Source organism: Sphingomonas benefaciens, assembly GCF_052907485.1.
In genome coordinates, this window is the sequence record NZ_JBREIC010000003.1 from 149,569 (window position 1) to 174,901 (window position 25,333).

Annotated in this window: 19 protein-coding genes; 6 read left to right on the top strand and 13 right to left on the bottom strand. The window is 68.9% G+C overall.

Features of this window, described 5'->3' with window-relative positions; translation table 11 throughout:
• Positions 1-105 precede the first annotated feature (105 nt).
• Entirely contained in the window at positions 106-2,277 is a 2,172-nt protein-coding gene (locus ACU5AX_RS11835; protein WP_446691079.1) for a primosomal protein N', read from the bottom strand.
• A gap of 120 nt (positions 2,278-2,397) precedes the next feature.
• Complete coding sequence (locus tag ACU5AX_RS11840) at positions 2,398-3,852, bottom strand: diguanylate cyclase domain-containing protein (RefSeq protein ID WP_446691080.1); 1,455 nt, start codon at positions 3,850-3,852, stop codon at positions 2,398-2,400.
• A 72-nt stretch (positions 3,853-3,924) separates the two neighbouring features.
• On the opposite strand from ACU5AX_RS11840, the gene ACU5AX_RS11845 reads away from it, so the two are divergent.
• Positions 3,925-4,812 carry a tyrosine recombinase XerC gene (locus tag ACU5AX_RS11845; RefSeq protein WP_446691081.1) on the top strand — a complete coding sequence of 296 codons (888 nt, stop codon included), beginning with the start codon at positions 3,925-3,927 and terminating at the stop codon, positions 4,810-4,812.
• Between the two features lie 14 nt (positions 4,813-4,826).
• Here ACU5AX_RS11845 and ACU5AX_RS11850 read toward each other — a convergent pair whose 3' ends face one another.
• The 4 genes from ACU5AX_RS11850 to ACU5AX_RS11865 all read right to left on the bottom strand — a co-directional run bounded on the left by ACU5AX_RS11850 (position 4,827) and on the right by ACU5AX_RS11865 (position 8,096).
• Positions 4,827-5,435: a DedA family protein gene (locus ACU5AX_RS11850; protein WP_446691082.1), complete on the bottom strand. Its 609-nt coding sequence runs from the start codon at positions 5,433-5,435 to the stop codon at positions 4,827-4,829.
• Between the two features lie 25 nt (positions 5,436-5,460).
• Positions 5,461-6,429 carry a glutathione synthase gene (gene gshB, locus ACU5AX_RS11855; protein WP_446691083.1) on the bottom strand — a complete coding sequence of 323 codons (969 nt, stop codon included), beginning with the start codon at positions 6,427-6,429 and terminating at the stop codon, positions 5,461-5,463.
• 93 nt (positions 6,430-6,522) lie between these two features.
• A complete protein-coding gene (locus ACU5AX_RS11860; protein ID WP_446691084.1) occupies positions 6,523-7,557 on the bottom strand; it encodes a CAP domain-containing protein in 1,035 nt (344 codons plus the stop codon).
• 161 nt (positions 7,558-7,718) lie between these two features.
• The gene (locus ACU5AX_RS11865) at positions 7,719-8,096 is read right to left on the bottom strand and encodes a YraN family protein (RefSeq protein ID WP_446691085.1); all 378 of its coding nucleotides are present in this window, start codon (positions 8,094-8,096) and stop codon (positions 7,719-7,721) included.
• A 194-nt stretch (positions 8,097-8,290) separates the two neighbouring features.
• On the opposite strand from ACU5AX_RS11865, the gene ACU5AX_RS11870 reads away from it, so the two are divergent.
• Complete coding sequence (locus ACU5AX_RS11870; protein ID WP_446691086.1) at positions 8,291-11,401, top strand: TonB-dependent receptor domain-containing protein; 3,111 nt, start codon at positions 8,291-8,293, stop codon at positions 11,399-11,401.
• A 50-nt stretch (positions 11,402-11,451) separates the two neighbouring features.
• On the opposite strand, the gene rsmI is transcribed toward ACU5AX_RS11870, so the two are convergent.
• Positions 11,452-12,297, bottom strand: coding sequence for a 16S rRNA (cytidine(1402)-2'-O)-methyltransferase (gene rsmI, locus ACU5AX_RS11875; RefSeq protein ID WP_446691087.1), 846 nt, complete (start codon positions 12,295-12,297; stop codon positions 11,452-11,454).
• On the opposite strand from rsmI, the gene ACU5AX_RS11880 reads away from it, so the two are divergent.
• The 3 genes from ACU5AX_RS11880 (at position 12,296) to ACU5AX_RS11890 (ending at position 15,516) form a co-directional block, all read left to right on the top strand.
• Positions 12,296-13,495 (top strand): penicillin-binding protein activator, encoded by a 1,200-nt coding sequence (locus tag ACU5AX_RS11880; protein WP_446691088.1) that lies wholly within the window; start codon positions 12,296-12,298, stop codon positions 13,493-13,495. The genes rsmI and ACU5AX_RS11880 overlap by 2 nt on opposite strands.
• Before the next feature lie 345 nt (positions 13,496-13,840).
• Positions 13,841-14,803 carry a class II fructose-bisphosphatase gene (gene glpX / locus ACU5AX_RS11885; protein WP_198355092.1) on the top strand — a complete coding sequence of 321 codons (963 nt, stop codon included), beginning with the start codon at positions 13,841-13,843 and terminating at the stop codon, positions 14,801-14,803.
• On the top strand, positions 14,803-15,516 hold the full coding sequence (locus tag ACU5AX_RS11890) for a CPBP family intramembrane glutamic endopeptidase (RefSeq protein WP_446691089.1): 714 nt from the start codon (positions 14,803-14,805) through the stop codon (positions 15,514-15,516). Before glpX ends, ACU5AX_RS11890 begins: the two co-directional genes overlap by 1 nt.
• On the opposite strand, the gene ACU5AX_RS11895 is transcribed toward ACU5AX_RS11890, so the two are convergent.
• From ACU5AX_RS11895 to ACU5AX_RS11920, 6 genes are all read right to left on the bottom strand, one after another.
• Complete coding sequence (locus ACU5AX_RS11895) at positions 15,485-16,312, bottom strand: DUF429 domain-containing protein (protein ID WP_446691090.1); 828 nt, start codon at positions 16,310-16,312, stop codon at positions 15,485-15,487. The genes ACU5AX_RS11890 and ACU5AX_RS11895 overlap by 32 nt on opposite strands.
• Before the next feature lie 88 nt (positions 16,313-16,400).
• Entirely contained in the window at positions 16,401-17,162 is a 762-nt protein-coding gene (locus tag ACU5AX_RS11900; RefSeq protein WP_198355095.1) for an ABC transporter permease, read from the bottom strand.
• Positions 17,159-18,091 carry an ABC transporter ATP-binding protein gene (locus ACU5AX_RS11905; protein WP_446691091.1) on the bottom strand — a complete coding sequence of 311 codons (933 nt, stop codon included), beginning with the start codon at positions 18,089-18,091 and terminating at the stop codon, positions 17,159-17,161. Before ACU5AX_RS11905 ends, ACU5AX_RS11900 begins: the two co-directional genes overlap by 4 nt.
• Positions 18,092-18,253: 162 nt before the next feature.
• On the bottom strand, positions 18,254-18,964 hold the full coding sequence (locus ACU5AX_RS11910) for a DsbA family protein (protein ID WP_446691092.1): 711 nt from the start codon (positions 18,962-18,964) through the stop codon (positions 18,254-18,256).
• Positions 18,961-20,313, bottom strand: coding sequence for a M48 family metalloprotease (locus tag ACU5AX_RS11915; RefSeq protein WP_198355098.1), 1,353 nt, complete (start codon positions 20,311-20,313; stop codon positions 18,961-18,963). Before ACU5AX_RS11915 ends, ACU5AX_RS11910 begins: the two co-directional genes overlap by 4 nt.
• A gap of 451 nt (positions 20,314-20,764) precedes the next feature.
• The gene (locus ACU5AX_RS11920; RefSeq protein WP_446691093.1) at positions 20,765-23,485 is read right to left on the bottom strand and encodes an Rne/Rng family ribonuclease; all 2,721 of its coding nucleotides are present in this window, start codon (positions 23,483-23,485) and stop codon (positions 20,765-20,767) included.
• A 516-nt stretch (positions 23,486-24,001) separates the two neighbouring features.
• Here ACU5AX_RS11920 and ACU5AX_RS11925 point away from each other — a divergent pair.
• Positions 24,002-25,249, top strand: a complete 1,248-nt coding sequence (locus ACU5AX_RS11925; RefSeq protein WP_446691094.1) for an N-acetylmuramoyl-L-alanine amidase family protein — start codon at positions 24,002-24,004, stop codon at positions 25,247-25,249.
• The last annotated feature ends 84 nt before the right edge of the window (positions 25,250-25,333 follow it).

The window sequence follows — 25,333 nt, forward strand, 5'->3', positions numbered from 1 at the left end:
GTTCCGGCATCCACCGTGCCGCAAGCGTCACTGGCGTCGATGTTGCGGCACGGTGGACCCCGGAACAAGTCCGGGGTGACGATTCGGTTGATCTTGGCCAGTGGCTCACAAAAAATTATACGGATCGACGTCGACCGTCACGCGCACCTTCGCCGGCCAGTCGAGCGCGCCGAGCCAGCCGCGGATGACGTCCTGCACATCGAGGGCGCGGCGGGCGTGGATGAGCAGGCGGTAGCGGTGACGGCCGCGCAGCATCGCCAAGGGCGCCGGGGCGGGGCCATAGACCGCCATGCCGTCGACGCGGGGGGCGGCGGCGGCAACGGTGCGCGCGATGTCGTGCGCGCAGCCCTGATCCTCGGAACTGACGATGATCGCGGCGTAGCGGCCGAACGGCGGCGCACCGGCGTCGGCGCGTGCCTCCGTCTCCGCGGCGTAGAAGGCCTCGGAATCGCCGGTGACCAGCGCCTGCATCACCTGTGCCGAGGGACTGTGCGTCTGGATGAAGACATGGCCCGGCTTCTCGCCGCGCCCGGCGCGCCCCGACACTTGGCGGATTTGCTGGAAGGTGCGCTCCGCGGCGCGCAGGTCGCCGCCCTCCAGGCCGAGATCGGCATCGACGACGCCGACCAGCGTCAGATTGGGGAAGTGATAGCCCTTGGTCACCAATTGCGTGCCGACGACGATGTCGATGTCGCCGGCTTCCATCCGGCCGACGAACTCCGCCGCCTTGGCCGGGGACCAGATTGTGTCCGAGGTGACGACGGCGACCTTCGCTTCCGGGAACAGCGCGGCGACCTCGTCGGCGATGCGTTCGACGCCGGGGCCGCAGGCGACGAGGCTGTCTTCCGCACTGCATTCAGGGCAGGCGCGTGGTGTCGGCATGACGTGGCCGCAATGGTGGCAGGCGAGGCGGCGGGTCAGGCGGTGCTCGACCATCCAGGCGGTGCAATTGGGGCATTGGAAGCGGTGGCCGCAATTGCGGCACAGGGTCAGCGGGGCATAGCCGCGGCGGTTGAGGAAGAGCAGCGACTGTTCGCCCTTGGCCAGCGTCTCGCCCATCGCCTTGACGAGGCGCGGCGCCAGCCAGCGACCGCGCTCCGGCGGCTCGGCGATCAGGTCGATCGCCTCGATGCTCGGCATTTCGGCCGGGCCATAGCGGCCGGGCAGCTTCAGCTCCTCATAGCGGCCGAGCGTCACCTGCTGGCGCGTCTCGATCGCCGGCGTCGCGCTGGCGAGGATCACCGGGCAGCCTTCGAACTTACCGCGCATCACCGCAACGTCGCGGGCGTGATAATGGACGCCCTCTTCCTGCTTGAAGCTGGTTTCGTGCGCCTCGTCGACGACGATCAAGCCGAGGTTGCGATAGGGCAGGAACAGCGCGGAGCGCGCGCCGACGGTGACCAGCGCCTGGCCGCTGGCGATCGCGCGCCAGGCACGACGGCGCTGGGTCGAGCGTAGGCCCGAATGCCAGGCGACGGGCTCGCAGCCGAAGCGGTCGTGGAAGCGCTTGAGGAAGGGTTCGGTGAGCGCGATCTCGGGCAGCAGCACGAGGGTCTGGCGGCCCTGGCGGATCGCCTCTGCCACCGCCTCGAAATAGACCTCGGTCTTGCCCGAACCGGTGACACCGTCGAGCAGGATCGGGCGGAAGTCGTGCGCGTCGACCGCGCCGCTCAGCGTGTCGGCGGCGGCACGCTGATCGTCCGACAGGATCGGGGCCCCGTACGCCGGGTCGGGCAGGGGATAGGGGCTGTCGATGTCGACCTCGACCGCCTCGATCGCTCCCGCCTTGACCAGGCCGCGGACCACCGCGTCGGAGACGTCGGCGATGGCGGCGAGTTCGCGGATCAGGCCCTGGCGATCGGCGATCCGCTCCAGCGCCTGTTCACGCTGCGGCGTCAGGCGCGGCGGGACAGTGCCGGTGGCGCGATATTCGGTCGCGGTGCGCGCGCCCTCCAGCGCCGAGGTCGACGACAGGGCCATGCGCACCACCGCGGCGGGCGGGGCGAGATAATAGTCCGCGGTCCATTCGACCAGCCGGCGCAGCGGCGCCCCGAGCGGCGGCGCGTCGGCGACGGCAAGCAGGTTGCGCAGGCGGTTATCGCCGACTTCTGCCTCTGACGGCAGCCGCTCCGGTTCCCAGACGACGCCGATCAGCTGGCGGGGGCCGAGCGGCGCGACGACGATCGAGCCGGGCTCGACATGCATGCCGGCCGGCACGCGATAGTCGAGCGGACCGAGGGCGGAGTTGAGAACGAGGACGCGGGCACGGGTCGACATGGCTGTGCCCCATATGGGGCGCCGGCGACTCGGGGGGAAGCAGCCAATGACAGGCGCAATGCCGTCCGGCGCGGGACCGGCGCCGCCGGGCTCGGGCTCAGCCCGGTCGGGTGGCGGACCTCAGGCCGCGCGATGGACCGCCGCGAGCCGCCGTTGGCCGACGCGCGCGCGCTTGGCGGCGTACAGTACGATGTCGGCGCGCCGCGCGAAATCGCGCAGCGAGTGGCATTGATCGTCGAAGGTGGCGATGCCGACCGATCCGGCGCTGGTCATCGTGACGCCGTTCGCCTCGACCGGGATACGCAATGCGGCCTCGATCCGCAGCCGCAATTCGTCGGGCTCGGCGACGAAACGGAGGTCCTCGACGATCAAGGCGAACTCGTCGCCGCCGATCCGCGCCGCCTTGCAGCCGCGCAGCCACGGCTGCGACAGGGCTTGGCCGGTCAGGCGCAGAACGTCGTCGCCCGCCTGGTGGCCGAGCGAATCGTTGATTGCCTTGAACCCATCGAGGTCGATGAGCGCGAGCAGCAGCGGTGTTCCGTCGCGGCGGGCCCGCGCCATCGCCGCCTCCAGCTCGCGATCGAAGGCGGCGCGGTTGGCGATGCCGGTCAGCGCGTCGGTATCGGCCGAACGGCGGAGCTGCACCTCGAGCCGATGTCGGGCGGTGATGTCCTGGAAGACACCGACGATGGCGGTGACGGTGCCGTCGACCTGTTCGGGCTCGCCCATCGCACGGACCCGGATCGCGCGACCGTCGGCGGTGACGAGATCGGTTTCGATGTCGAAGGGTTGTCCGGTGGAAATGGTGTTCTGGACCGTCTCGGCGACACCGCCGCGGGCATGCGGCGGATAGAAGGCCAGCGCGCTGTCCAGATCGGGCTTGGTTTCGAACGGCAGGCCGTGGATGCGATAGACGTTGTCGGACCATTCCAGCGCCTGGTCCGCCAGCGACAGCCGCCACGATCCGATCGCGGCGATCCGTTCCGCCTGGCGGAAGATGCGATCCTTGGCGGCGAGCTGCGCGACCAGTTCCTCACCGACCGTGGCGATGCGGATCGCCTCCAGCGCGGTGCGGCGGGCGGCGATCAGCGCCTCGGCCAGCGTCGCAAGGTGGCGCAGCGCGGCATAGCCGGCGCTGTTCAGCGAGCGCGGATGCGAATCGATGACGCAGAGCGTGCCGATCGGCAGGCAGGCACCCTTGCCGTCGATCGTGTGGATGGCGGTGCCGGCATAGAAGCGGCTGCCCGCATCGGTAACGAGCGGGAAGTGGGCAAAGCGCGCATCGGCGGCGAGATCGGGCACGACCAATGGCACGTCATAGCGGATCGTATGGTCGCAGAAGGCGACATCGCGATCGACCTGGCGCGGGGCAGGAGCGTTGGATGCCTTGATCCAGACCTGATCGCGGTCGACCAGGTTGAGCAGTGCGGTCGGACAGCCCAGCATCTCGGCGGCCAGCGCCACCAGGGCGTCGAATTCACGCATCGGCGCGCTGTCGATCAGCGCCAGGTCATGAAGGGCGGCGAGACGCGCGTTTTCGTCGAACGGGCGGTCGATGAGCGGCTGTTCGGTCACCCATCAGCTTTGAGGGAAAAGTGGTTTAAAAAGTCTTTGCGATAGCAGTCGCGCCGCCCAAGATGCGACGGAATGAACGACGATCGCCCCGCCTCCATGCGCTGGGCCGAGCATCTGGCCCATGGTCGCCGCCGCTCGGCGCATACCGTCCGTGCCTATCAGGCCACGGCCGAGCGGCTGGTCGCCTTCCTTCAGACGCATCGCGGCGAACGGGTCGACGACGCGGCGCTGCTGCGCGTCGAGGCCGCCGAGTTGCGAGCCTTTCTGGCGCATCGGCGCGGCGAGGGGCTGGGGCAGGCGTCGGCGGCGTGCGAACTGTCGGCCGTGCGCGGCTTCCTGACCTTCGTCGGGGGCACGATGCCGAAGCTGACGGGACCGCGCGTCAAGAAGGGCGTGCCGCGGCCGGTCGCGCCGCACGAGGTGCTGGCACTCGCCGGCGAGGTGGCGGACGATGCCCGCGAGGACTGGATCGGGCGGCGCGACTGGGCGGTGCTGCTGCTGCTCTACGGCGCCGGGCTGCGCATCGGGGAGGCGATGGCGCTGACCGGCGCGGCGCTGCCGTTGGGCGAGACTCTGGTGGTCACCGGCAAGCGTGCCAAGACGCGGATCGTGCCGCTGCTGCCGCAGGTCCGCGCGGCGATCGAAGCCTATGTCGCGGCCGTCCCCTATGAACTGGAGCGCACCGCGCCACTGTTCCGCGGCGCCAAGGGTGGGCCGCTGGCGCCCGGCGTCGTGCGGCGGGCGGTGCAGGGCGCGCGTGGCCGGCTCGGCCTGTCGGAGCGAACGACGCCGCACGCGCTGCGCCACAGTTTCGCGACGCATCTGCTGGGCCGGGGCGCGGACCTGCGCCAGCTGCAGGAATTGCTCGGCCATGCCAGCCTGAGCTCGACCCAGGTCTATACCGCGGTCGATGCGGCCCATCTGCTCGACGTCTACCGCCACGCCCATCCGCGGGCGTGACGGGCGGGTGAGACTCAGTCGCGCCCGGCGCGCGGCTTCCAGGTCATGACCCGCCATAGATAGCCGAGGACGATCACCACCGTCAGCACGATCGCGGCTGGGCCGACATAGCGGTCCAGCGCGGCATAGTTGCTGCCGAGATAATAGCCGGCGGCGGCGAGGATCGTGTTCCAGATCGCGCTGCCGGCGAAGGTCCCCAGCAGGAACCGCCACAGCGGCATGCCCGTCATCCCCGCGGGCAGCGAGACGAGCGTGCGGAAGGTCGGCATGAAGCGGAACACGAATACCACCCAGCCGCCGTGATGGAGGAAGAAGCGGTGCAGCCGCTCGACATCCTCCCATTCCATCGTCAGCCAGCGACCGTGGCGGTCGACCATCGGGCGGAAGCGCCGGTAGCCGATGTGGCGGCCGACGAAATACCAAAAATAATTGCCTGCTGTCGTGCCCGCCGTGCCCCAGGCAATCAGCGGCACCAACGCCATGTCGCCGCGTGCCGCCGCCATGCCGCCGAGGCCCATGATCACCTCCGACGGGATCGGCGGCACGATGTTCTCCAGCGCCATCAGCAGGAAGATGCCGAGGTAGCCGCCCCAGGCGATGGCATCGAGGATCAAGGCGGTCATCCGCGGAAATCCTGCCGCCGGCCGGTCAGCCGCGCTCCGCGACCTGTCGCTCGATCGCGTCCCAGATCAGGCCGGCGACGTCGGTGCCGTCGAACCGCTCGATCGCGACGATCCCGGTCGGCGAGGTGACGTTGATCTCGGTCAGCCATTCGCCGCCGATCACGTCGATGCCGACGAACAGCAGTCCGCGCCGCTTCAGCTCCGGCGCCAGCGCCGCGCAGATCTCCCGCTCGCGCGCGGTCAGTTCGGTCTTCTCCGCCGAACCGCCGACCGCCAGATTGGAGCGGATCTCGCCCTCGCCGGGCAGGCGGTTGATTGCGCCGACCACCTCGCCATCGACCAGGACGATGCGCTTGTCGCCCTTCGCCACCGCCGGCAGAAAGGCCTGGATCATATGTGGCTCGCGCCAGGTCTGGTTGAAGACCTCGATCAGCGCGGACAGGTTGGCGCCATCCGATCCGACACGGAATATCGCCTTGCCGCCGTTGCCGTGCAGCGGCTTGACGACGATCTCGCCATGTTCCGCGAGAAAGGCACGCGCCTCCTCCAGGCTGCGGGTGACCAAAGTCGGCGGCATGAAGCGCGCATAGTCGAGCACGAACACCTTTTCCGGCGCGTTGCGGACGCTGGCCGGATCGTTGACGACGAGGGTGCGGTCGGCGATCCGCTCGAGCAGATGCGTCGCGGTGATATAGCCGAGATCGAAGGGCGGATCCTGCCGCATCAGCACCACGTCCGCCTGATCGCCCAGATCGAGGCTGACCGGCGCGTCGAAGCGGAAGTGGTCGCCGGCGCGACCGGCCTCTGGCCGCTGCACGGTGACCGGATGCGCTTTCGCCCAGACGCGGCCGTCGCGATAGTTCAACGCATCGGCGGTGTAATGGAACAACCGGTGGCCGCGCGCCTGGGCGGACAGCATCAGCGCGAAGGTCGAATCCCCCGCGACGTTGATCGTCTCGAGCGGGTCCATCTGGACGGCGACGGAAAGCGGCATGGTTCCTCCGGTGGCTGCGCGACCCGTCAGGTAGGGGCGCGGCCGCCGCTTGTCAGCAGGCGATGGGACTTCGCCGCCGCCGCGTCGCGCCGATCAACTTACGACGCGGAAGGAATAGCTGTATTCACTCTGCGGCGCGCCGGTGACGCCGGTGATCCGCACGGTATAGCTGACGCCGGTCTGCAAACCGGTGACCCGCCATTGGACGTTGTTGGCGACGCCATAGCCGTCATTGTCGCTGGTCACGTCGGTGACCGGCAGCGCGCCAGACGGGCCGGTGACGGTGATCGTCGCATTGGTGAAGTGGACGTTGGCGTTGGCGCCGAACGCGCTCGACGTACCGGCGACGACGCTGAACGACAGATAGCTCGACAGGCTGAAATAGCGTGCCGGATAGTCACCCGACGGGTAAGCGACATAGGCGGGCAAGCCGGTCGGCACGGCGACGCCAGTGGTGAAGTTGAAGACGCGCATCGACGCCGCGCTTGCCCGGCTGCCATCGGGTAGGACCAAAGCCACGCGGCCGTAGGAGGTCTTGCCCAGGAACGGGTCGAGGATCCAGCGGCGGTGGCCGATCGACGCGCTGCCGCCCTCGGTAAGCCATAGGCCGAGATAGCTGTCCTCGCTGTCGAAGGCGAGGCCGGTGCCCCAGCCGCCGATCAGATTGCTCGACCCCGCCGCGGTGGCGCCGCTTGCCGAATAGCAGGTCCAGCTGGTCGGCGGGGTGTGGCTGAGCTGTTTGTTGACCGCCATCATCAGCGAGGAGTCGGCTTCCGCTGCATCCTCGGCCTCGGAATAGCTCACCGCGGGCAGTTGATGCAGCGCGCGGATCGCGTTGAGCCGGGCAAGGAAGTCGGCCTTGACCGTGGCCTTGAGCGTACCGGCGCGGCAAGTCGCGGCATCGGGCTGCACGTCATAGAGCGCGGCGGCCGCCGCCGCCCAGGTCGTCGGCGTCGCGGTTGGCGTAGGTGTCGGTGTCGGGGCGGGGGTGGGGGATGGCGTCGGCGACGCGGTGGGCGCAGGCGTCGGGCTTGGGGTCGGCGTGGTGACGATCGGCACCGCGCTGCCTGCACCGGTGGCGCTGCTGTCGCCGCTGCTGCCGCTGCCGCCGCATCCGGCGAGTGCCATCAAAAGCGCCGTTGCGGCGCCGGTCCTACCCGTTCGCATGATCTGCAAATTAGCGGCGCGAATATTGACAAGATCTTGATCCGGCTGGCGTTTCATCTTCCCGACGGCACGGCTTGGCGCGCAGCCTCAAGATCCCGCCCGGCCAATCGCGCCCTATGCGGTCAATAGCCGATCCAGGCATTCTCGATATGTCGCGGTCGTGCGCCGGGGGCGAGCAGGATGACGTCGATGCGAATGTCCTCACCCGCCGTGGCGTAGCGCGGTATCAGCAGCTCCGCCGCCGCGGCAACACGGGCAAGCCGCCGTTCGTCGATTGCCATATCCAGTTCCGTCGGGGTGCGGCGCATTTTCACCTCGACGAAGGCGATCAGTGCGCCGCGACGAACGATCAGGTCCACCTCGCCGGCGGGCGTCCGGACGCGCCGGTCGAGGATGCGCCAGCCCTTCAGCCGCAGCCACCATGCTGCCAACCGCTCGCCGCGCCGGCCGGCGGCTTCCGCGGCGCGGCGAGCCTGTGGGGTAAGGCGGCGCGAAGGCATGCCGCAGCGTGGCGAAGCGCGACGTCGGGATCAAGCCGGCCGTCGGCAGGCGTGGCGTTTGTGACACGGATATGGCCAAATCCACGCCATTGCTTGCAATGGTATTGCAGAGGCATTGACCGATGTAACCAATATGATGAGGTTCTGTCTCGCTGACCTTCGACAATCCGGCGGTGCGATCAAAGGGGTAGATTATGCTTCGTTTGACCACTACCTCCACCTTGGCCCTCGCGGCCGCGATGACGATCGCCGCGCCAGCCTTCGCGCAGCAGCAGATTACCGGTACCGTCCAGGACGATACCAATGCCCCGGCAGCGGGCCTGCCCGCCGACTCGGTCCAGCAGTCGTCAGCCGACCGCGCGGCGGCCATCGACGGCGCGCCGAGCCGCGGCACGCGGGACGACGGCGGCGAGATCGTCGTCACCGGCACGCGCATCGTCCGCCCCAATCTGACGGCGGCGGCGCCGATCACCTCGGTTACCTCGGCGGATATTCGCGCGCAGGCGCCGCTCAACGTCGAGGAAGTGCTCAACCGGTTGCCGCAGGTCGCGCCCGACAGCCAGCAGAATTACCAGGATTCGGACGGTCGCCAGCGGATCAAGCTGCGCAGCCTGGGCTTCGAGCGCACGCTGGTGCTGGTCGACGGCAAGCGCCTCGGTACGCAGAACGGCGAAGACACCAACATGATTCCGGTGACGCTGCTCGAGCGCGTCGACGTCCTTACCGGAGGCGCCTCGTCCGTCTACGGCTCCGATGCGGTGGCGGGGGTCGTCAACTTCATCATGAAGCAGAATTTCACCGGCGTGCGGATCGACGCGAACTACAATTTCTACAATCACGTCAATCAGTCGAACATCGTCTCCTCGACCGCGCAGGCGACAGGCTTTTCGCCGCTGCTCGGCCATGTCAACGACGGCGGCCGGGCCGACGTGGCGCTGACCGCCGGGACATCGCTGTTCGACGGCAAGTTCAACGTCGAGGGCTTCCTCAACTACCGGCATGCCGATCTGGTGCCCTATGACGCCCGTTCGACCTCGGCATGCCAGCTGTTGCAGACCGGCAAGGACGGGCCGCTCAGCTGTTCGCTGTCGACCTATTCGACGAGCGGTTACGTGACCCCGCTGGCCGGAGCCAATGCCGGCACCGCCTATGTCAACAACCCCAATGGCACGCGCGCCTTCGTCCCCTACGGCATCGGCGCGGGCAATGCCGCCAACCCGTACGACGGCTATTCCTACCAGCGACAGGACAATCGCGTGAACGCCGGCGGCTTCGTGACGCTGAAGCTGGCGCCGGAATATGAGGTGTACGGATCGGCGCTGTGGTTCCGCGACCGGTCGATCAACCGCGTGCCGACGCGCGTCTTCGCCGCCGCCAATTACGGCTCCGACCCCTTCCAGGTGAACTGCAACAACCCGTTCCTGTCCAGCCAGCAGGCGGGCATCCTGTGCGGCGCGGCAGCCGGAACCGGCACGCTGGTCCCGGTCGACGTCCGCTACCGCTTCACTGCCCCCTATCTGGACGACGTCTATACCAACAGCGGCATCCGCACGACGGGCGGGCTGCGCGGCAAGGTCGGCGACGCCTGGAGCTATGACATCGGCGGCGTCTACGCGCGCAACCAGCAGATCTGGAATTCGTCGCGGCTGCCCGATTTCACGCGCATCAACAATGCGCTGAACGTCGTCACCGTGAACGGCACGCCGACCTGCGTGTCGGGCGGCGCCTGCGTCCCGTTCGACGCCTTCTCCGCCGGCAACGGCAATCAGGCGCTGATCAGCTACATCTACGGTGGCCAGGATCCCGCCATCCAGAAGACGGTCAACATCCTGTACGACGTGCAGGCCAACATGACCGGCGACCTCGGCAAATATGGCATCACCTCGCCGTTCGCCAAGGATGGCCTCGCCTTCGCGCTGGGTACCGAATATCGCAAGGACCGCTTGCTCACGAGCCTGACGCAGGGCTTCATCGACGATTACGGCGGCAGCCCGGTCGACCGCAGCCAGGATGTCTGGGAGTCGAACATCGAGGTGCAGGCGCCGCTGGTGCAGGAGCGTCCGTTCGCGCATCTGGTGCAGGCCAACGGCGGCTATCGCGTCTCCAAGTACAGCAGCAATCCCGATACGTTTTCGACCTGGAAGCTGGAGGGCCTGTATGCGCCGGTCAGCGATCTGACCTTCCGCGCCTCGTTCAACAAGGCGCAGCGGGCGCCGACGGTGGTCGAGGCGTTCCAGGCGTCGAACATCAGCTTCTCGAAGCAGGGCGGGTCGCAGAACGATTTCTGCGCGCCGGTGCCGCGCCAGATCCAGGATCCGAACAACCCGGGCAAGACGATCACCACCACCGCACCGCTCGCCTCGCAGGCGGTGTGCGCGGCGACCGGCCTGTCGTCGGCGCTGTACGGCAGCCCAACCCTGCTGTGCCCGAACAACCAGTGCACCGTGCGCTCGGGCGGCTTCACCGCCGATCCCGAAACCGCCTATACCCAGACCTACGGGCTGGTGGTGAAGCCGCGCTTCGTGAAGGGGCTGGTCTTTTCGGTCGATCGCTACCGCATCAAGATCAACAACTCGCTCGGCTACAACGACGACAGCTATTATACGGACGGCTGTCTGCGTTCGAACGGCGACCCCTTCTTCTGTTCGGGCATCGTCCGTGCTGCCAACGGCACGCTCTACGCGGCGGCGGCGAACAACCCGACCAGCGGCTTCATCCGTGCCGGCACGACCAATTACTACTATTCGATCGCGCGCGGCTGGGATTTCCAGGGCAGCTATGCCCTCAGCCTCGGCGGGGCCGGGCGGCTGGACTTCGACTTCAACGGCTCGATCACGACCTTCGCCGGAGGCCAGGATTCGCCGGTCCAGCCGAAGCGCAACTGCACCGGTTATTTCGGCAACGGCTGTGGCCAGCTGATCCCGAAATGGGCGCACGGTCTGCGGTCGACCTATTCGACGCGCGACAATGTCTTCAACGCGTCGTTCAACTGGCGCTACGTCGGCTCGCTGACCAATGCCAACAACGCGTCCGACCCGGCGATCAACGGCGCGTCGTCGGCCAATCCGAACCCCGCGCAGACGACCTTCTACCGGATCGCGCCGGTCAATTACTTCGACCTCGCGCTGACCTTCAACATCGCCCGGCGCTTCGCCTTCCGTGTGATCGCGAACAACCTGCTCGACAAGAACCCGCCGATCCTGCCGAATTCGTACAACATCTCGCTGGCGCGCAACAACACGATCCCGCAGCGGTACGACTCGCTGGGCCGCCAGATCGCGATCGGCACGACAATCCAGTTCTGACGACCGGAGCGGGAGGTGCGGGACCGGCGCCCCTCCCGCTCGCAGGCGGGTCAGTTGTCCTTCAGCGCCAGCGCCCGCGCATACAGCGCCTTGCGATCGACGCCGAAACGCTTCGCCACCTCGCCGGCGGCCTTGGCGGCGGGCAGGCGGGTGAGGGCCTCGGCAAGGGCGGCGTCGGCATCCTCGATCGGCGGTGGCGCGGCTTCGCCCGGCGGCGCGACGACGATCGCGATCTCGCCCTTGGGCGGCGCCTCGGCATAGCGCGCGGCGAGGCTGGTCAACGTGCCGGTGACTGCTTCCTCGAACCGCTTGGTGATCTCGCGCGTGACCGCCGCCTCGCGATCACCCAGCCCCTCGGCCAATGCGGCGAGGCAGGCGGACAGGCGCGGCCCCGATTCGTAGATCACCAGGGTGGCACGGACGGCGGCGATCTCCGCAATGGCATCAGCACGTGCCTTGGCCTTGGCGGGCAGGAAGCCGAGGAACAGGAAGCGATCGGTCGGCAGGCCGGCGAGGGTGAGCGCGGCGACGGCGGCGCAGGGGCCGGGAATGGTGACGACCGTGTGGCCGGCGGCGCGTGCGTCGCGCACCAGCTTGTAGCCGGGGTCGGAGATCAGCGGGGTTCCCGCATCGGAGACGAGCGCAACCGCCTCGCCGGCCATGCGCGCGATCAGGCCGGGACGCACGCCTTCGGCATTATGGTCGTGATAGGGGACCATCGGCCGCTTGACGCCGATATGGCGGAGCAGCCCGGCGGTGACGCGGCTGTCCTCGACGGCGATGACGTCGGCGCGCGCCAGAATGTCGGCGGCGCGGGGGGATAGGTCAGCGAGATTGCCGATCGGGGTCGCGACGATGTACAGGCCGGGTTCGAGAACATTCACGGGGACGGTCATGGCAGAGGCGGGAACGATTGGACAGCCTGCGCAGGCGTGGCGGCGCGGCTTCGCCCTGATAGCGGCAACGGCGCTGGGTGCCTGTTCAACGGTAGTGCCGCGCGCGCCGATCGAGGCGCCGGAGCGCCAGCCGACCCGGCCGCAGACAAGCCGGCCGGAGCCGGTCGATCAGGGCCTGCCTCGCGACACGCAGCGCAATCGCGTCGCGCTGCTGGTGCCGCTGACCGGCAGCAACGCGGGCGTCGGGCGATCAATCGCCAATGCGACGATGCTGGCGGTGCTCGACACCGGAACCGACAAGGTGCGGATCACCAATTACGACACCGCGACCGGCGCGGCGGCGGCGGCGAGCCGTGCGATTGCCGACGGGGCGCAGCTGATCCTCGGCCCGTTGCTCGCCGACGACGTGCGCGCGGTTGCGCCGGTGGCCAAGGCGGCGAACGTGCCGGTGCTCAGTTTCTCCAACGACGCCAGCGTCGGCGGCAACGGCGTCTATCTGATGGGATATGTGCCGGCCCAATCGATTGCGCGGGTCGTCGCGTATGCGCGCAGCCGTGGCGTGACCAGTTTTGCCGGGCTGGTGCCCAACGGCCTGTATGGCGAACGGGCGTCGACCGCCTTCCTGCGCAGCGTCGAGGGCGCGGGCGGCCAGGTCGTGTCGCTGCAGACCTACGGCCGCACCAACGGCGGCGTGCAGGCGGCGGTGACCAGGCTGGCGGCGAAGGCGCCCTATGGCGCGGTGCTGATCGCCGACGGCGGCGCGACCGCCGCCGCCGCGGCACCGCTGGTCAAGCGCGGCAGCGGCGCGGGCACGCGCGTGCTCGGTACCGAGTTGTGGAATTCGGAAAGCGGCATCGCCGCACGGCCCGGCCTGTCGGGTGCCTGGTTCGCTAGCGTCGGCAACGGCCTCTACCGGCAATATGCCACCAAATACCGCGCCCGCTACGGCGCCGCGCCCTATCGTCTGTCGAGCCTGGGCTATGATGCGGTGCTGCTGACGGTCCGGATCGCGCGCGATTGGCCGGTCGGCCGCGCCTTCCCCGAATCCCGCTTGCGCGACGGTGACGGCTTTGCCGGCATCGACGGCGCGTTCCGCTTCGGCCGGGACGGGGTCGCCGAGCGCGCGCTCGAGGTGGAGGAGATCCGCGACGGTCAGGTGATGACGGTCTCGCCGGCGCCGACCGGCTTCGGGGGCTAAGTGGCAGGGGGCCGCGCGCCCGAGGGCGCGTAAGGCGCACATCGCTGCGCCGGTGTTCTTCGTCGCGCAATCGACCAACACGGCGGCTTCGTCCGTCACCCGCTCACGGTTGCGATCCTCAATCGGGTATCGCGTACGGATTTTGTTGCGCTGGCCGCACGCCTCGTCTCTGCCGTAGGGGGGCAATCGCGGTGTTCGCGTCTGACGCCCGCCCTGCCACGGCTTGGCGCCGCCAACCGCTGACGGACGATAGGGAGGCGTGGCGAATACGCCGACGCGATCTCGACACCGACGCGCCCACCGCCTATCGCGCATCCACAAGACACACCGACACAAGGGGAAGACATGCCCGCCGCCAGCCAGGTTCTCGATCGCGTCCTCGTCCTCGAGATGGTGCGGGTCACCGAAGCGGCGGCCATCGCCGCCTCCACCCTGGTCGGGCGCGGCGACGAAAAGGCGGCCGACGCCGCCGCCGTCGAGGCGATGCGTGCCGCGCTGAACGAGCTGTACATGGACGGCACCGTGGTGATCGGCGAGGGCGAGCGCGACGAGGCGCCAATGCTGTACATCGGCGAGAAGGTCGGCACCGGGAAGGGGCCGGAGATCGACATCGCGCTCGATCCGCTGGAAGGTACGACGATCTGCGCCAAGGCGGGGCCGAACAGCCTGGCGGTGCTGGCGATCGCCGAAAAGGGCGGCCTGCTCAATGCGCCCGACGTCTATATGGACAAGATCGCGGTCGGCCCCGGCCTGCCTGCCGGCGTGATCGACCTCGACAAGACGCCGACCGAGAATGTCCAGGCGATCGCCGCGGCGAAGGGCGTCAAGCCCAGCGACATCATCGCCTGCGTGCTCGACCGGCCGCGGCACGAAGCGCTGATCGCCGAACTGCGCGCGCTCGGCGTCGGCGTGATGCTGATCGGCGACGGCGACGTCGCCGGCGTGATCGCCACCGCCGATCCGGAAACCACGATCGACGTCTACATGGGCTCGGGCGGCGCGCCGGAGGGCGTGCTCGCCTGCGCTGCGCTGCGCTGCGTCGGCGGCCAGTTCAAGGGCCGGCTGCTGTTCCGCAACGACGACGAGCGCGCGCGGGCGCGCAAATGGGGCATCGAGGACCTCGACAAGCAGTACGACCTCAAGGAACTGGCGCGCGGCGACTGCATCTTCGCGGCGACCGGCGTCACCGACGGGTCGCTGCTCGAAGGCGTCAAGCGCAAGAAGGGCAAGATGACTACCGAGAGCGTGGTGATGCGCGCTTCGTCGGGTACGGTGCGCTGGGTCAAGGGCGAGCATCGCCTCGACTGATGATCGCCAAGGCGCTCGCCGCGCTGCTGTGCGGCTATGCGCTGTTCGTCCTGTGGCGCGGGCGGCTGTGGCTGCCGGTGACGCTGCCGATCGGCGCGCGGCACGCCCGCTGGGCGGCGGGGTTGTGGCTTGGCTATGGCCTGCCGGCGCTGGTGGCCTTGGCGATCTGGGGAAAGCTGGCGACGATTGGCGGGCTGGCGGTGGAGTTCGCGCCGCTGGCGCGGGCGATCGACCTGTTGCCCGGGATGATCGGCTTCGGCACCGTTGCGGCCGGCCTGGCGGGCGGCAGCGCGTTGGGGCTGGTCGCGACCTGGTGGCGGGCGCGGCGGGGCCGGGCGCCCTGGACCGCCGGCGATGCGCGCTCGATCATGCCGCAGGACGGCGGCGAGTTGCTGCCTGCGGCACTGCTCGCGGTCAGCGCCGGAGTGACGGAGGAGCTGTTCTTCCGCCTCGCCCTACCGCTGGCCGTGGCGATGCTCAGCGGATCGGGGCTGGCGGGGTGTGTCGTCGGTACCGGCTGTTTCGCGCTTCAGCACCGCTATCAGGGCTGGATCGGCGTGGTCGCCACGGCGATCGGCGGCGCGTTGATGACGGGGCTCTATTTTGGCAGCGGCGGGCTGTGGCTGCCGATCGTCGCGCACGCCCTGACCGACCTCAACGCGCTGGTGCTGCGGCCAGCGGTCAGCGCATGGCTACGGCGTCGCCGTCGATAGGCACGCCGCGCGCCGCCGCGGCGGCGTGAAGCCGGTCGCGCAGCGCAGGGGCGAGGGGCGCGACGATATAGCCGCTGGCCAGATCGCCGATCATGATCGACTGGTCCGCCGGCGCGCGCCGCCAATGGAGCGCGATGGCGCAGCAGAGCATCGCGTCGAGCCTGTCCTGGTCCGCCTTGCGCGGTCGGGGATGCTGCGCGGCCTCGCGACACCAGGCGGCGGGTTCGGCCAGGCCCCAGCGGTCGAATTGCGCGGCGGCGGCGAGGGCGACGCGGCGCCAGTCGTCGGGCCGGAAGCGGGCGTTGGCGGGATTGTATTTGGCGGCCGTCTTGCGGCCGGCATGGCTCGCGTTGAAGGCGGGAATGGCGAGGGCGGGGAACACCTCCATGACATAGCGTCCGTCCGGCGCCTGCTGTGCGGCGAGCGGATCGTCGGTCGCGCCGAGCGCGTCGAGGAACGGCCAGACCGGCGCGGCGTCGCAGAACATGCCGGTTTTGGCGCGGCTGGCGGGCTGGACGCCGCCACCCAGCCAGCTGATCGCCGCCGCCGCGACGCGCTCCGCCGGGCGCATGCCGGTCGGGTTGTTCACGATCGTCGGCTGGTCGAGGGCGATCAACGTATAGTCGCCGGCGACGACCTCGATGAAGGCGAGGGCGTCGGCGAAACGGGCAAGACGCGGCGGGTGGAAGGTCGCGGTGCCGTCGTGCGCGAGGGTCACGGCGCAGATCGCACCCGGCGCGCGCGGATTGTCGGTCCAGGCCGAGTCGAAGCCGATGAAGGTCTCCGCTGCCCTCACCCTTCCGGCGCTCCGCGCCTCCCTCCCTCTCCCGACGGGAGAGGGAAAGGCCGCCGCAGGCGGCGAAGGGTGAGGGTGGGGCGAACCTTCAATTCTTCAGCCGCCACCCGGTGCGGAAGATCCAGCCGACCACCGCCAGGCACAACAACAGGAAGCCGGCCGTCACGCCCAGGCTAATCAGCACCGGAACGTCGCCGGTGCCGAAGAAGCTCCAGCGGAAGGCGCTGACGAGATAGACGACCGGGTTGAACAGCGTGACCGTCCGCCACGGCTGCGGCAGCATGTCGATCGAATAGAAGACGCCGCCGAGAAAGGTCAGCGGCGTCACCACCAGCGTCGGCACGAAGTTCAGTTGCTCGAAATTCTTCGCCCAGATGCCGATGATGAACCCGAACAGCGAAAACGCCAGGCTGGTCAGGATCAGCAGCGCGGCCATGGCGACGGGATGGTCGACGCGCACTTCGACGAAGGCGGTGGCGGTGGCGAGGATGACGAGGCCGATCGCCACCGACTTGGTGGTCGCCGCGCCGACGAAGCCGATCACCATCTCCATCGCCGAGATCGGCGCGGACAACAGTTCGAAGACGGTACCGGTGAATTTGGGGAAGTAGATGCCGATCGAGGCGTTGCTGACACTCTGCACCAGCAGCGACGACATGATCAGCCCGGGGACGAGGAAGCTGCCATAAGCGACGCCGCCGACCTCCTGGATACGGCCGCCGAGCGCGCCGCCGAAGATGATGAAGTTGAGGCTGGTCAGCAGGACCGGCGTGATCAGGCTTTGCCACACCGTCCGCAGCGCCCGCGCCATTTCGAAGCGATAGATCGCCCAGATGCCGTTGAGATTCATGCTGCGCGGGCTCCGACCAGATCGACGAAGATGTCCTCAAGGCTCGACTTCGACGTCTCGAGATCCTTGAAGGCGATGCCCTGCTCCGCCAGCGCGCGGAGCAGCGACGGGATGCCGGTATGCTCCTCCGTCGCGTCGAAGACGTAGCGCAGAGTCTTGCCGTCATTCTCGAGGCTGAGGTGCCAGCGTTCGAGGCCAGGCGGCACGGCGGTCATCGGTTCGACCAAGGTCAGGTCCATCTCGCGCTTGCCGAGCTTGCGCATCAGCGTCGCTTTGTCCTCGACCAGCAGCAACTGGCCCTTGGCAATGACGCCGACGCGGTCCGCCATCTCCTCGGCCTCCTCGATATAGTGGGTGGTCAGGATGATGGTGACACCGCGGGTCCGCAGGCCGTGGACCAGCTTCCACATGTCGCGGCGCAGCGCGACGTCGACGCCGGCGGTCGGTTCGTCGAGGAACAGGATGTCGGGCTCGTGGGCGAGCGCCTTGGCGATCAGGACGCGGCGCTTCATGCCGCCGGACAGCTCCATGACCTTGGCGTCGCGCTTGTCCCACAGCGACAGGTCGCGCAGCACCTGCTCGATATGCGCCGGATCGGGGCCGCGGCCGAACAGGCGGCGCGAATAGCTGACGGTGGCCAGCACCGTCTCGAACATGTCGACCGACAGTTCCTGCGGCACCAGCCCGATCATCCGGCGTGCTGCCTTGAAGTCGCGAACGGCGTCGTGGCCGCCGACGGTGATCGTGCCGGTGGAGGGGGTGACGATGCCGCAGACGATGCTGATCAGCGTCGTCTTGCCGGCGCCGTTCGGGCCGAGCAGCGCGAAGATCTCGCCCCTGTTGATCGTCAGGTCGACGCTAGCGAGGGCGGTGGTGCCGCTCTTGTACGTCTTCGAGACGCCGGCAATGGCGAGGATCGGTTCGGTCATGAGGCCCCCTGATTTTCGCCGGAGATAGGGTGGCGAGCCGGCGGTTGGAAGGGAGCGCAGGCCGGTTGAAAGGTCACAAAGGTCACGCATACGGATTGGGCACCGACCTCATCCGCCATCTGAGGAACCGGCGCTAAGCCTAGCGTATGGCAGTGAAAGGGGTCAGTGCCCCCGCGCCGCTGCGATCGCCCGTTCGAGATCGGCCACGGGCAGCGCGCCGGACAGCATCTGGTCGCCGACGATCCAGGTCGGGGTGCCGGTGACGCCGAGCTTCGCCGCGACGTCCATGTTCTTCGCGATCTCCTGGTCCAGCACCGGCGCGTTACTGCCGGGCAGGGCGACGCCGGTCCTTGCAGCGGTGGCGGCGATCGACGCTTCGCTGACCGGCCCCGCGGCGTAGAGCGCCTCGTGGAAGGCGCCGAACTTGCCCTGTTGCGCCGCGGCCAGGCTGGCGCGCGCCGCCGGGCGGCTGGTCGGTCCGAGGATCGGCAGCTCGCGGTACACGACGCGCAATCCGGGATCGCGCTTGATCAGGTCGGCGATCATCGGCAGCGACGCCCGGCAATAGCCGCAATTATAGTCATAGAATTCGACCAGCGTCACGTCGCCCTTGGGATTGCCCGCCCAGGCACCCGCGAAGGGCGTAGCGATCGCGTCGCGGTTGGCGGCGACCGCCTTGCCCGATTCGCGGTTCTGCAGGGTCTGCATCGCCTGCACGATGATTTCCGGATGGGTGACGACATAATCGCGGACGACGCGTTCGATACCGGCGCGACCGGGGACGGGCGCGGCAAAGCGGTCGACGCTCCACACCGCACCGGCACCGACGACGGCGCCGAGCGCCGCGACGGCGATGAGGGAGGAGGTCTTCACTTGCGCTTATACTTCTTCGGATTGTCGTCCATGTCGTTCTGCGCCGCCATGGCGATGTCCTGCGCGCGAATCCAGTCCGGCGTGTTCTGCGGGATGCCGGCCATGGCGTAGCGCGCGCTCTGTGCGGCGGTGCGCTGATCGCCGTTCATGCTCGCCCGCTCGGCGGTCGCCAGCGCGGCGCGCGCCGTGTCGCCGGTCAGTTCATAGGCGGTGCCGAGCTGGTACCAGGCAAAGGGATTGTCGTCGTCGCGCTGCGTCGCGATGCGCAGCACCTTGATCGCTTCCGGATAATTGGCCTTGTCCTCGGTGGCGATCAGCGCATGGCCGAAGGTGGTGGCGATCAGCGGGTTGTTGCCCGACCCCTGGGTCGCACGGCGCAGCGGCACCAGCGCTGCGGCAGGCTGCCCCGCCTCGAGCAGGATCTGGCCGCGAATCTCGAGGAAATAAGGATCGTCGGGCTGCGCCTTCAGCAACGCGGCGGATTCGGCATCGGCTTTGTCGGGATAGCCGGCCTTGTGATAGGCATAGGCGCGCGCATAATGCGCGTAGACCGAGCCGTCGCTCTCCGGAAAATCTTGCAGCGTGCGTTCGGGCGGCAGCACATAGCCTTCCAGCTTCGCCTTCACCCGGCGGAAGCGTTCCTCCAGCGCAGCGTCGGGCGGCTTGTTCCACGCCGGCGACGCCTGCAGGTCGGCAGTCAGATGCTGGATGCGCTCGCCCGACAGCGGATGCGTCTGCATGAACGGGTCGATATTCTCGACGCCGTAGCGATATTCCTCCTGCTGCAGGCGCTTGAAGAAGCTGACCATGCCCTTGCCGCTGACCCCGGCGGCGTTGAGGAAGCGGACGCCGGCGGCGTCTGCGGTGGTTTCCTGCGTGCGGCTGAAGGCGAGATATTTGCCCAGGCCCGCCTGCTGGCCGAGCGCCATCAGCCCGGCGCCCGCCTCCGCCCCGCCGGCGGCGATGGCGGCGAGGCCAAGCACCATCGACAAGAGCGTGATGTTCATCGCCGGCTTGATGCCGCGATCGGCGAGGACGACGTGGCCGTCGGCGATATGGCCGAGTTCGTGCGCGATCACGCCCTGCACCTGATTGGCGTTGACCGCCGCCTGCAGCAGGCCGGAATGCACGTAGACGGTCTGGCCGCCGGCGACGAAGGCGTTGATCGACTCGTCGTTGATCAGCACGACCTTGACGTCGCGCGGCGACAGGCCGGCCGCCTTGATCAGCGGGTTCGACATGTCGGCGAACATCGCCTCCGTCTCCGCATCGCGCAGGATCGACTGCGCCGCGGCGGGCTGGGCGGCGAGCAGGATGGTGGCGGCGGCGACGGCGATCAGACGCTTCATCGGCAAGCGCGTCATGGCAGGGAAACCGGCACGTGGGTCACGGCGGCCAACATAACCGCCGGCGCGGGCGAGGTCACGACGAAACGGCGGGGGAGGGCCATGCGGGCCGTGCTGCCGCCTTCGCGGTGAATGGCGGCTGAAGAGGCGGCCGGGATGTCCCGATCCCTGGGGCCGATGGAATTGCCCCGCCGTCATTCCCGCAAAGGCGGGAATCCAGACGCGCGGAGGTCACGGTTGAACCGCAGCGTCCGCGATTCTGGAACCCCGCCTGCGCGGGGATGACGGAACATGGCCTGCCATGCCGAATAGCGATCGGCTCTGGCGCTACGCCGGCGAACGCCCTGAGCCTGGATGATGCAGCCTATGCCGTGACGACGGCAGGCCACTCACCGAAAGCAAAAGGCCCTCCCGCCGGAGCGGAAGGGCCTTTCGTGATGGCAAAACCGATGGATCAGTTGCCGAAGGTGCGCTGCCACCAGCCACGGCGTGGCGTGGCGTTGGCCGTGTCTTCGACCGGTTCGTCGGTTGCGGCCGGAGCTTCGCTCGCCGGTGCCGGAGCCTCCACCGCGGGCGCTTCGGCGGCCGTCGCTTCGGTCGCGGCGGCAGGGGTCGCCTTCTTGCGGGTGCGCTTCGGCTTGGGTGCAGGCTCGGCCGCTTCGGCGGCGGGAGCATCCGCGACCGGCTCGGCCGCCGGCGTCGCCTTTTTGCGGGTGCGCTTCGGCTTGGCCGCCGGCCCGGCGGCTTCGGCGACGGGCGCTTCGGCCGGAGCGGCGGGTGCCGCCTCCGCCACGGGCGCGGCGTCGGTGGTAGCCGCCTTGCGGGCCCGCGGGCGACGGCGGGTGCGCGGCGCCTCGGCCGTGTCCTCGTCCGCCACCGGCGCGGGAACCGGGGCATCGAGGCCGGTGGTCACTGGGCCGGCGTCACCGGCCTCGACGATCGGCTCGAGCTCGGGCGCTTCGGCGGTGGTGTCGGTCGCGTCCTGCTCGGCCGTCGCCTCGGCGGCGCCCTCGTTGCGGCGACCGCCACGGCGACCGCGCCGGCCACGACGACGGCGCTTCTCGCCCTGCGGCTCGTCGGTGGTCGCTTCGACCGCATCCTCGACCGCCTCGCCGGCGTCCAGCTCAGCGTCGTCAGCGGCGTCCGCCGTAGTCGCCGCCGCTTCGTCCTCGACGTCGCCTTCGGCCTCATCGCCAGCCGCCTCGTCACCGCCCTGCTCGTCGCGGTTGCGACCGCGGCGACCGCGCCGGCGGCGACGACGACGGCCACGACCGTTGCCCTCGCCATCGTCCTCGCCACGCTCCTCGCGGGGCGCGCGTGCAACGGGTTCGGCCTCCGCCTCGACCTCATCCTCCTCGTCGAACTCCTCCTCGATCTCCTCGGGGAGGTCGTCGTCGAGATCCTCGACCAGCGCCTCGATCTTGGGCGCGTGGGCGGGCGGCGGTCCGCTCGCCTCGACCGACATGCGCGCGCCTTCCTCCTCGCGATCCGGCACGATCTCGACGATCACGCCATAGCGATCCTCGATCTCGGCGATGTCGGCGCGCTTCTTGTTGAGCACATAGACGGCCGCTTCCTGGCTGGCGCGCAGCGTCAGTACCGAACCGCGGCCGCGTGCGGCCTCGTCCTCGATCAGGCGCAGCGCCGACAGGCCGGCGGACGAGGCGGTGCGGACGAGGCCGGTGCCCTCGCAATGCGGGCACTGGCGGGTCGACGCTTCCAGCACGCCGGTGCGCAGCCGCTGGCGGCTCATCTCCATCAGGCCGAAGCTGCTGATCCGGCCGACCTGGATTCGGGCGCGGTCGTCCTTCAGCGCCTCCTTCATCGCCTTCTCGACCTTGCGGACGTTGGAGCCATTGTCCATGTCGATGAAGTCGATGACGACGAGGCCGGCCATGTCGCGCAGGCGCAGCTGGCGGGCGATCTCCTTGGCCGCTTCCAGATTGGTCGCGGTCGCGGTCTGTTCGATATTGTGTTCGCGGGTCGACCGGCCGGAGTTGATGTCGATCGACACCAGCGCCTCGGTCGGGTTGATGACCAGGTAACCGCCCGACTTCAGCTGCACGACCGGATTGTACATCGCGGCGAGCTGATCCTCGACATGCGCGCGCTGGAACAGCGGCACGGCGTCGGCGTACTGCTTCACGCGCCGGGCATGGCTCGGCATCAGCAGCTTCATGAAGTCCTTGGCGTGGCGATAGCCGTCCTCGCCCTCGACCAGGATCTCGTCGATGTCGCGGTTGTAGATGTCGCGGATCGCGCGCTTGATCAGGTCGCTGTCGCCATAGACCAGCGCCGGCGCTGACGAATGCAGCGTCGTCTCACGGATCCCGTCCCACAGGCGGGCGAGATAGTCGAAGTCGCGCTTGATCTCGGTCTTGGTGCGCTGCAGGCCGGCGGTGCGGACGATGCAGCCCATCGACGAGGGCAAAGCCATGTCGGCCATGATCGACTTCAGCCGCTTGCGGTCGGCGGCGTTCGAGATCTTCCGCGAGATGCCGCCGCCGTGCGACGTGTTCGGCATCAGCACGCAATAGCGGCCGGCGAGGCTGAGATAGGTGGTCAGCGCCGCGCCCTTGTTGCCGCGCTCTTCCTTGACGACCTGGACCAGCAGCACCTGGCGGCGGCGGATCACGTCCTGGATCTTGTAGCGGCGGCGCAGGTTCATGCGGCGCTGGCGCAGCGCCTCGACCTGGTCGTCGTTGCCGTTGCCGCGCGGCTTCTTCGAGGTGCCGCGCGGCTCCTCGCCCTCGTCGCCCTCGGTCGGCTCGTCATGGTGATCGTCGTCGGCGTGGTCGTGCTCGGCATGGCCATGCTCGACCTCGTGATCGCCGTCGAACTCCTCGTCGGCGTCCTGCTCGGCGCGCAGCGCCGCCTCTTCGGCGGCATGCTCGGCCTCTTCACGCAGCAGCGCGTCGCGATCCTCCTTGGGGATCTGATAGTAATCGGGGTGGATTTCGCTGAAGGCGAGAAAGCCATGGCGGTTGCCGCCGTAATCGACGAACGCCGCCTGCAGCGACGGTTCGACGCGGGTCACCTTGGCGAGGTAGATATTGCCCTTGAGCTGCTTGCGCTCGGCGGATTCGAAATCGAACTCTTCGATCCGGTTATTCTTGACGACGGCGACCCGGGTCTCTTCCCGGTGGCGAGCGTCGATCAGCATACGCGTGGTCATTGGATAGTCTCCACGCGCGTCCCGGCGGTGCGGCAGAGCCGGCAGGGCGGGGCGCGCGACGATTGAATGCGCCGACGTGATCGGCGCGGATGGCATGGAAGGCGCCGATCACGTCGGCGCGAAGGTCTTGCGAAAGTGCGTCTGCTCGCGTGGCACTTCGGGGGGCACGGCCCGCCCACACGCCCGCGCGACCGCCGGCATCAGCCGGGCGGTGTCGGACGTTGGAGAAGTGCGTCATGCGAGCGTCAACCTGGTTCTTGAACCCGCGCCAGGACGGCGCGGCCGCCCGCCGCATCGCTCAGTCCTGGTCTTTTGCAAGTCCTTGTCTTCGCGACGCACGGGTGCAGTAGGGTAGGTAGCACCGGCATCATCATATCGCAACCGGCGCGATTTTGCCGGTTCGGCCGGCAGAAACATGCCGAACGACCCGTTAACCTTGCCGGGCAACCTGGCGGAAAATGCTGCTGCGCTACGGCAAGTCCCTGCGATCGCAAGGGGATCGCCAAAGGGGTAGAGATGGGTTTTCGCTGGACCCGCGGGCAGGACAAGCGGCAAATACGTGCCGTGTTCGCGTTGCTCGCCTTGTTGGTCGGATGGATCGCCGGCGGTCCCGCCGCGGCGGCGACCGCGGTGCGCAGCGTCGCGGTCGGCGACGGGCGGATTGACATCCGCTTCGACGGTCCGGTCGGCGACGCGACCGGAACGATCCTGCCCGACACGCGCCAGATCGCCGTCGACATCGCCGGCGTGACGCCGGGGCTGAAGACGATCGTCGGCGGACCGGTGCGCGCGGTGCGCCAGCTGGTGCGCGGCACGGGCACGCGGCTGGTGTTCGATCTGGCGCGGCCGGCGGTGATCGGCGACGGCGGCTTCGACGCCGACGGCCGGCGGCTGACGCTGTCGCTGCAGGTGGTCGACGTCGCCCGCTTCGCGGCGGCCAGCGCGGCGGGGCCGCTCAGCTTCCTGTCGTTCGACTTCGCCAATTGGACGGCCCGGCCGAAGTACAAGGTGTCGATCCCGGTGCCGCCGCCGGCGCGCGGCGTGAAGCTGCCGCGGGTGCAGGGCGACGACGACCGGCCGCTGGTCGTGATCGATGCCGGCCATGGCGGCGTCGATCCGGGTGCGATCAATCCCGATACCGGCCTGCGCGAAAAGGACGTGACCCTGCGCATCGCCAAGGCGATCCGCGACCAGCTGCTCGCCAGCGGCCGGGTCCGCGTCGCGCTGACTCGCGATGACGACCGCTATCTGGTGCTGCGCGAACGGTTCGGCATCGCGCGGCGGCTGCACGCCAATCTGTTTATCTCGATCCACTGCGACAGCGTCGGCAGCGGCGATGCCAGCGGCGCCTCCGTCTACACCCTGTCCGAGGTCGCGTCCGACAAGGAAGCGGCGCGGCTGGCGACGCGCGAGAACAAGGCGGACGTGATCAGCGGCGTCAATCTCGGCGATGCCGGGGCGGACGTGTCGTCGATCCTGATCGACCTGACGCAGCGCGAGACGATGAACTCCTCGGCGAGTTTCGCACGGCTGCTCGGCCGCGAGGCGAAGCCGCTGATCCCGACCAAGGCGAATTTCCATCGCATGGCTTCGCTGATGGTGCTGAAGGCGCCGGACATGCCGTCGATCCTGTTCGAGACGGGCTATATCTCCAACCCCGGCGACGCCGCCTTCCTGGACAGCCGCGAAGGCCGCGACAAGATCGCCGAGAGCGTGACGCGCGCGGTCGAGGTTCATTTCGCCCGGCAGATGGCGAGCAAGTAGCGCCAGGCTCGCGCCGGCCGGGCGCCGTGGCGACGGATCGGCCCGCCGCGATGCGGCCCGCCGCAACCCGGCTGGCAACCGGCC